The sequence below is a fragment of the Trinickia sp. genome (assembly GCF_051961175.1).
Classification (GTDB): Bacteria; Pseudomonadota; Gammaproteobacteria; order Burkholderiales; family Burkholderiaceae; genus Trinickia.
Genome location: NZ_JBQCDN010000413.1, coordinates 1 through 7,502, shown reverse-complemented (window position 1 = coordinate 7,502; position 7,502 = coordinate 1). Strand labels below are relative to the sequence as shown.

Here is a 7,502-nt window from a genome sequence, read left to right as displayed (position 1 = left end):
TGACCATCTTGTCGAGCAACGGCACTTTCGTGTCGACGCTGCCCGCATCGATCGCTATGTCGACGGTACTGGCATCGAGGCCGCCCGGATTCCAGTCGAGCGTGCCATGCGCCCGATCGAAGCGCATCGCGACGCGCGAGTACTTCAAGTGCTCGACGTCGAACGTAATGCTCCAGTGATCGGCATCGAGGGCATAGGTGCCGGCAGGCACTTTGGCTTCGTCGGCGGAGACCGTATGCGAGACCACGCGCAGCGGCGTACACGCCGAAATCGATAGCGCGCCCATCGCCAACGCGGTGGCGGTCAGCACAGTGCGCATCGCAGCGGCGAACATCGCTGGACGTTTCATCTCCATGTTCCTTTTCCTTGCTCTTGTTCATCTGAGGGCGCGAGCCTGCAGGCTACGTTTTTTCGTCGATCTCCCGTAAAGCCTCACCTTTCCACCGCGCGCCGGCATGTACGGCTGTTCCATCCTAACGAAATTCCCGAATCGGGCCTCTATTCATCACGCGCGCGCATTGCTGTAGTAGAGTGCGCGACGAACGGCGCGAGGCCCACTGCGTCGGACGGCGAACAACAATCTTAGCCGGTGGCGGCCGGCAAATGGAGCGGACATGCATTTCAGGATGGCGGCGCGCGGTACCGGCGCGCGCGCAGTGAAGGCTGCGTTGGCCGTCGTGCTCGGCACGGCCGCATTCGCGATCGGATCGACTCGAGCCCAAGCGGCCGATTGGTGCGGCGGTGGTGTGTGGGTCGATGCGATGCTCGCCTCGCATCACATCAAGCCGAAACAATCATTCGAAGACGTCAATCCGGGGCTCGGTGTCGAGTGCTGGCTCAATGGTCAATGGGCGGTAACGGCCGGTGGATTCCGCAATTCGCTTTCGCATCCGTCATGGTACGGCGGTGGTCTCTGGGCGCCCGAGTTCGCGCATTGGGGGTTTGTCCGCCTGGCCGTCATGGGCGGCCTCATCTCGGGCTACAACTACGGAAGCTACGGTTTCGGCCACGATCATTCGATCGGGCCCGTAGCCGCGCCGATCGTCATGGTCACGTATAAGCGCGTGGGGATGAACTTTATTCTCGTGCCGCCGATTCCCTCGGACAACCTGCCTTTTACGATCGGGTTTCAGTTGAAGGTGGGGTTTTAAGAACTTTGCGGTGCAATGGCCAGTCAGGCGAGCGCCGTGGTGTCGAATTCGGCCTGATAAGACTAAGGCGAGGGTTTTCGGGAAGTCGAGGCCGGCTCCCGAAGATACTCACCTTTAGTGGACCCGGACTTGCTTTCTGCGGTCAACACCTCGACGAAAGCCTGCTGCATGGTGGTGCCCAGCCAGTCGGTGCGCACCGTATAGCCGACAGTGCGGCTTGCTCGTGGCAACTCCAGTTCCGATCGAATGCGTATTTCGTTTTGTGCAAGCTCGATATTTCGCATGCCTAGGTGAGGGTTTGCGGGAGGGCCCGAATATCGGTCACCGATTAACGAACGTCGACGGCTACAGACGGTTCTCGATCGTCCCGTTCCTGGGCGCCATTGCCAAAGGTGAGTGCTTTCAGGAGAGCGTTTGCGATACGCAAATACTTGAACACGGGTTGAATGGTCGAGAGACCCCGCCGCCGCCGGGTATCCGTAGTCTTCCAAAGGTGAGCGTTTTCAGGATTCCCTTTGCCGGGTGCGGCCGCGCTGATCTGAGTCACCGCAAATCGCTGCAAGGTGAGCCTTTTCGGGAGCGATCCAGCGACGAGCCGATGACGAACCGATGACGCGATACGGCCGATGTCGTTGCTTCACACGCAGTGAAAAAACGAAACGGCTCGGCGAGCCGTAGCCTTTTCATCCCTGAGATCGACTGACTCGAACGCGCGCCTCGAGCTGACGCGGCCCAGCGGCCGCCGATATCGGAATGGGCTTGGTCAGCGCGATCGCCGCGGTCTGATCGCGCGACCGGCTCCTCTCTCTGGCGATATGCCGCCCCACCCGGGCATGTGCCGTGCTCCTCCACCTGATCGAGCGTTCGTGTCGCCGCTGTGGAGGGCGACCGTCAGGAGCGGGTGGGCCTGATGAACGGCGCGACGCAGGTGGGCAACCTGCCTCGTTGCGGCCGGCCTACGTTTCCGATCATCTGCTCGCACGGTAATTTGTGCGATGAGCGAGCCGATCGAAGCGTGCTTGCCCCTCTCCCGGTTACCCTCGACGCGCAGAACAGACAGACGGCTGTTCGTTTATTGCGCGCCTTGAGCATCTCTTTGCTGTGGGATTTCCTATGAGCGACACCTCTGGCATGTTGCCCAAGAACGACGAAACAGATTTCTTGTCCGGCGGGGGGGAACTTGGACGGCTGATCCGCGCTTACGACTGGCGTTCCACGCCGCTCGGCGATCCAAAAGGCTGGCCACAGAACCTGAAGGTCGCGCTGCGTATCATCTTGAACTCTCGTCAACCGATGTGGATCGGTTGGGGAGACTCGCTCGTCTATCTGTACAACGATGCCTATCAGTCGATCATCGGCGGCAAGCATCCGTGGGCGCTCGGGCGTCCGACCGCGGAGGTCTGGCATGAGCTCTGGGATGATATCGGCGAGATGCTCGCGCTGGCCATGAGCGGGCGGGAAGCGACGTATGTGGAAGCTCGGCCCTTGATCATGCAGCGCAACGGCTATCCGGAGGAAACGTATTACACGTTTTCGTATAGCCCGATACCGAACGACGACGGCAGCGTCGGCGGCATCATCTGCGCCAATACGGACGATACGCTGCGTGTCATCGGTGAACGGCAGCTCGCGCTCTTGCGCGATCTCGCGACGGGGGCGGCCGACGCGCGCACCTGGCAGGAGGCGAGCGAACGCAGCGTTCGCGCGTTGGGCCAGGACGCCCGCGACCTGCCGTTCGCGATGCTCTATCTGGCGGAGGCCGGGGCCGACGACATGACGCTCGCCGGCGTATCGGGCATCGATGCCGGACATGAGGCGGCGCCGGCCTCGATTGCAGCCGGCGAACCCGCGCTATGGCCCGTGCAAGAAGCGTTGCGCACCCATCGGCCGATCGTCGTCCCGAATCTGCGGGAGCGGGTGTCGTCCCCATTGCCAGCGGGACCGTGGCACGAGCCGCCGAATGAGGCCGTGGTCGTGCCGATCCTGCCGTCGGGCGAGACCGGGCGCGCGGGCGCGCTCGTCGCCGGCTTGAATCCCTTTCGGTTATTCGACGACAACTACCGCGGCTTTCTGGGGCTTGTCGGCGGCCAGATCGGCGCGGCCATCGCGCATGCGCAGGCGTACGAGGAAGAGCGTCGCCGTGCCGAGGCGCTGGCCGAGATCGACCGCGCGAAAACGGCATTTTTCTCCAATGTCAGCCACGAATTCCGCACGCCGCTCACGCTCATGCTCGGGCCTATCGAAGACGCGCTCGGGGATACGTCGGGCGCCGCGCTGGCACCGCCGCAGCGGCAACGTCTGGCCACGGCCCACCGCAACGGCCTGCGTTTGCTCAAGCTCGTCAATTCGTTGCTCGATTTCTCGCGGATCGAGGCAGGGCGAGTCGTGGCGACGTTCGAGCCGACCGATCTGGCGAAACTGACGGCCGAACTCGCGTCGAATTTCGAATCCGCAACGGAACGTGCGCGGCTCGCGTTGACGATCGAATGCGAACCGTTGCCGCAGCCGGTGTACGTCGACCGGGACATGTGGGAGAAGATCGTCCTGAACTTGCTGTCGAATGCGTTCAAGTTCACGTTCCATGGGGGGATCAGCGTCAGCACGCGTTTGTCCGCCGACGGCAGCGCGGCGGAGGTCGTCGTGCGCGACACCGGTGTGGGCGTTCCGCCGCGCGAACTGCCGCGTCTGTTCGAGCGCTTTCATCGCGTCGAAGGCCAGCGCAGCCGCTCGTTCGAAGGCTCGGGCATCGGTCTCGCGCTCGTTCAAGAGCTCGTCAAGCTTCATGGCGGCACGATCGCGGTGACGAGCAACGTGGGCCAGGGCACGACCTTCACGCTTCGGTTGCCGCTGGGCCATTCGCATCTCCCCCCCGAGCATGTCGGCTCGACACGTGCGCTTGCGCCGCGGTCCGGGCGTGCCGATGCGTATGTCGAGGAAGCGTTGCGTTGGCTGCCGCATGACGATACGCCCGACGCCGAACGCGACGCCGATTCCAATGCCGACGGCGAGGCGCTGACCGGACGGGCCGATGAGACACCCGATTGGCCGCTCGGCCACGGAACGACGGGCGCGCGCGTGCTGATTGTCGACGACAACGCCGATATGCGCGATTACATCGGCCGCTTGCTGAAAACGCGCTGGGAAGTCGAGACGGCAGCCGACGGCCGCTCGGCTTTGGAGGCCATCCGCCGAAGCAAACCAGACCTGATTCTGAGCGACGTGATGATGCCCGTGCTCGATGGTTTCGGTTTGCTGCGTGAGATTCGAGGCGATGTACAACTGCGTCATTTGCCTGTCGTGATCCTTTCCGCGCGCGCCGGCGAAGAATCGCATGTCGAAGGGCTCGAAGCGGGCGCGGACGATTACTTGACGAAACCTTTCTCGGCCCGCGAGCTGATGGCGCGCGTGAACGCGAACCTGGCGATGGCGCGTTTGCGGCGGGACGCCACGCGCGAACTGTTCGAGAGCGAGGCGCGCTTTCGAAACATGGCCAACCACGCACCCGTGATGATGTGGGTCAGCGATCCTACCGGATCGCTGTCGTACCTTAACCGGCTCTGGTGCGAGTTCACCGGGCAATCGCTCGAAGCGGCGCTCGGCGCAGGTGCATGGGACGCGTTGCATCCCGACGATCGCACGCCGTACGAAGCGTCTTTCCTGGCAGCGAACCAGCGCGGCGAGGCATTCCGCGCCGAGTGCCGCGTGCGCCGTTCGGACGGCGTCTACCGGTGGGCGCTCAGTGCCGCCGCGCCCCGTTTTAGCGACGATGGCACGTTTCTCGGCTACATCGGCTCGATCATCGATATTACGGAGCGCAAGGAGGCCGAACGCATCCTGCAGGAGGCCAACGTCTTGCTGGAGCGCCGCGTCGCCGGCGCGATCGCCGAACGCGTGCACACCGAAGCGCAATTGAGGCAGGCGCAAAAAATGGAGGCGATCGGCAAACTGACAGGCGGTGTCGCGCACGATTTCAACAACGTGTTACAGGTGATCGCGGGCAATCTGCAACTATTGAGCCGCGACGTCGCCGGGAATCTGCGCGCGGAGCAGCGTCTGCAAACGGCGATCGCGGCCACTTCGCGCGGCTCGCGTCTGGCCTCGCAGCTGCTCGCGTTCGGCCGCAGACAACCGCTTTCTCCAAAGAGCGTCAACCTGGGCCGGTTGATCCGTGGGATCGACGATATGTTGCGGCGCTCGTTGGGTGAGGGGGTGGAGATCGAGACCGTCATCTCGGGCGGCCTCTGGAACACGTTCGTCGATACCGTTCAGGTCGAAAACGCACTGTTGAATCTGGCGATCAACGCGCGCGATGCGATGCAAGGACAAGGCAAACTGACGATCGAGTCGGGCAACGCCTTTCTCGATGATGCCTACGTCGCCCGTCACGGCGACGTCGCGGCGGGGCAATACGTAATGGTGGCCGTGACCGATACGGGATGCGGTATTCCTGCGGAATTGCTCGAACGCGTATTCGAGCCGTTTTACACGACGAAGCCCGAGGGACAAGGGACCGGGCTCGGCTGGAGCATGGTGTACGGCTTCGTCAAACAATCGGGTGGACACGTCAAGATCTACAGCGAAGTCGGGCACGGCACGACGGTGCGCATCTATCTGCCGCGCGCGCGGCAGCCCGAGGATGTCGAGACCGATATCGAGACGGGAGCGGTCACGGGCGGCAGCGAAACGGTGCTCGTCGTCGAAGACGACGAAGACGTCCGCGGCACCGTCGTCGATCTGCTGTCCGAACTCGGCTATCGCGTGCTGCGTGCGAAGGACGCGCAGAGCGCGCTGGCGATCGTCGAGAGCGGTGTGCCGATCGATCTGTTGTTCACCGATGTCGTCATGCCGGGTCCGCTCGGCAGCCCGGAGCTTGCGCGCAAAGCGCGCGAACGGTTGCCCAACATTGCCGTGCTGTTTACGTCCGGCTACACGGACAATGCGATCGTGCACGGCGGTCGGCTCGACGAGGGCGTGGATTTATTGAGCAAGCCCTATAGCCGGGAGGCGATGGCGCGCAAAATCCGCCATGTATTGCGGAACCAGCCCCGAGGCAAACCGGTCCCGCCCGCGACGCCGATTCTGCAGGCGCCGGAACATGACGACGACGTGCTCCCGGGCGCTGCGCGCCTGGCGGCGCGCGTGCTGCTCGTCGACGACGATGCGATGGTGCGGTTCACGACGGCCGATATGCTCGGCTATCTCGGCCATTCGGTCACGGAAGCCGGCGATGCGACCGACGCGTTGCGGCTGCTGAGCGAACAAGCCTTCGACGTTATCGTCACCGACATCTCATTGCCCGATTTGTCGGGCGACGAACTGGCCATGCGTGCATTGGCGCTGCAGCCGGGGCTGCGCGTCATCTTTGCAACGGGCTACGATGCGTTGCCAGGGGGCAGCGATCATCAAGCCCTTGCCGACGCGATGCTGCTGCGCAAGCCGTACAACAAGGAGCGGATCGAAGAAGCGATGAATGCCGCCATGGCCGCGCGATTGGCGGCGGGCGCGCCGCACGCATGGCTCGAGGAACAGGCGGCGCCTTCGGGCACCTCGAAAGCCGCCAACCGCATGCCGTCGATCTGACACTGCCCCGCTCGATTTAAAGGTGAGAAAATTCGGGATCCGCATCTCGGCCTCCCATGAACGCGCAATGTCCCGAAAACGCTCACCTGAGCGCGTGTCCTTTTTTCAAAGGTGAGTATTTCCGGGATGTGACGGTCGATCGGCTTTTTTGTCTGTAGGTGAGCCGACGCTCGGTATTAATCGGACTTTGCCGTAGGCGTTATGCAATGCATCCACGAACACGATTATGAATGGAATATCGGTACGTCCGAGCTCGTACGTTAATCTCCGGCGCAAGCCCCGGCGATGGGTGTGCGGATGGCGGGGCACGCGCGACGCGACGAAGCCGTTCGGCGTAGACGTCTCAAAAGCCGTCGCCTCCCTCGTGAGGGTGGCGTGTTTATCCCTATGACGAAAGCGAGGCTGCGCCGCGGCTGACGGGGTGGAACGGAGGGGCCCGCGGCCGTTGGAACGGTCCATGCATGTGAAAAGATACACTGGCCTTTTGATGGTTTTGCTTTTTGTCGATTTTGTATCGATAATTCAAGCCGACACCGTTTGACGCACACCGTGCGCTGCCTTTTGGGTACGCGCCAGCGGGCGGCTGCAACCTATTGGCTGCGAGTCGAGTATGATTCGGCTCGGGTCAACGGGGCATTTAGCGACCCCGCATCAACCATAACCGGAATCATCGATGGAACAGCTTGAAGGCGAAGCTCGCGAACGGTTGATTCGCTGGCTGCGACGCCGCATGGAAGAGTACGGCATTACCGTGGAAGCCGTCGCCGAATC

General features: G+C 62.8%; 3 protein-coding genes and 1 pseudogene. 3 read left to right on the top strand and 1 reads right to left on the bottom strand.

Annotation, left to right across the window (positions count from 1 at the left end):
• Positions 1 to 319 (bottom strand): YceI family protein (locus tag ACTHL0_RS23405; RefSeq protein ID WP_440569360.1); only part of this gene is annotated, 319 nt, incomplete at its 3' end.
• A gap of 295 nt (positions 320 to 614) precedes the next feature.
• On the opposite strand from ACTHL0_RS23405, the gene ACTHL0_RS23400 reads away from it, so the two are divergent.
• The 3 genes and pseudogenes from ACTHL0_RS23400 to ACTHL0_RS23390 form a co-directional block, all read left to right on the top strand.
• Entirely contained in the window at positions 615 to 1,151 is a 537-nt protein-coding gene (locus ACTHL0_RS23400; protein ID WP_440569359.1) for a hypothetical protein, read from the top strand.
• 1,113 nt (positions 1,152 to 2,264) lie between these two features.
• A complete protein-coding gene (locus ACTHL0_RS23395) occupies positions 2,265 to 6,731 on the top strand; it encodes a response regulator (RefSeq protein ID WP_440569358.1) in 4,467 nt (1,488 codons plus the stop codon).
• Between the two features lie 673 nt (positions 6,732 to 7,404).
• Positions 7,405 to 7,502 (top strand): annotated as a pseudogene (locus ACTHL0_RS23390) (DNA-binding protein); the annotation flags it as partial.

Excerpts from the sequence above, each read along its gene's own strand:
- ACTHL0_RS23400 (WP_440569359.1), top strand. The coding sequence starts at position 615 with ATGCATTTCAGGATGGCGGCGCGCGGTACCGGCGCGCGCGCAGTGAAG.
- ACTHL0_RS23395 (WP_440569358.1), top strand. The coding sequence starts at position 2,265 with ATGAGCGACACCTCTGGCATGTTGCCCAAGAACGACGAAACAGATTTC.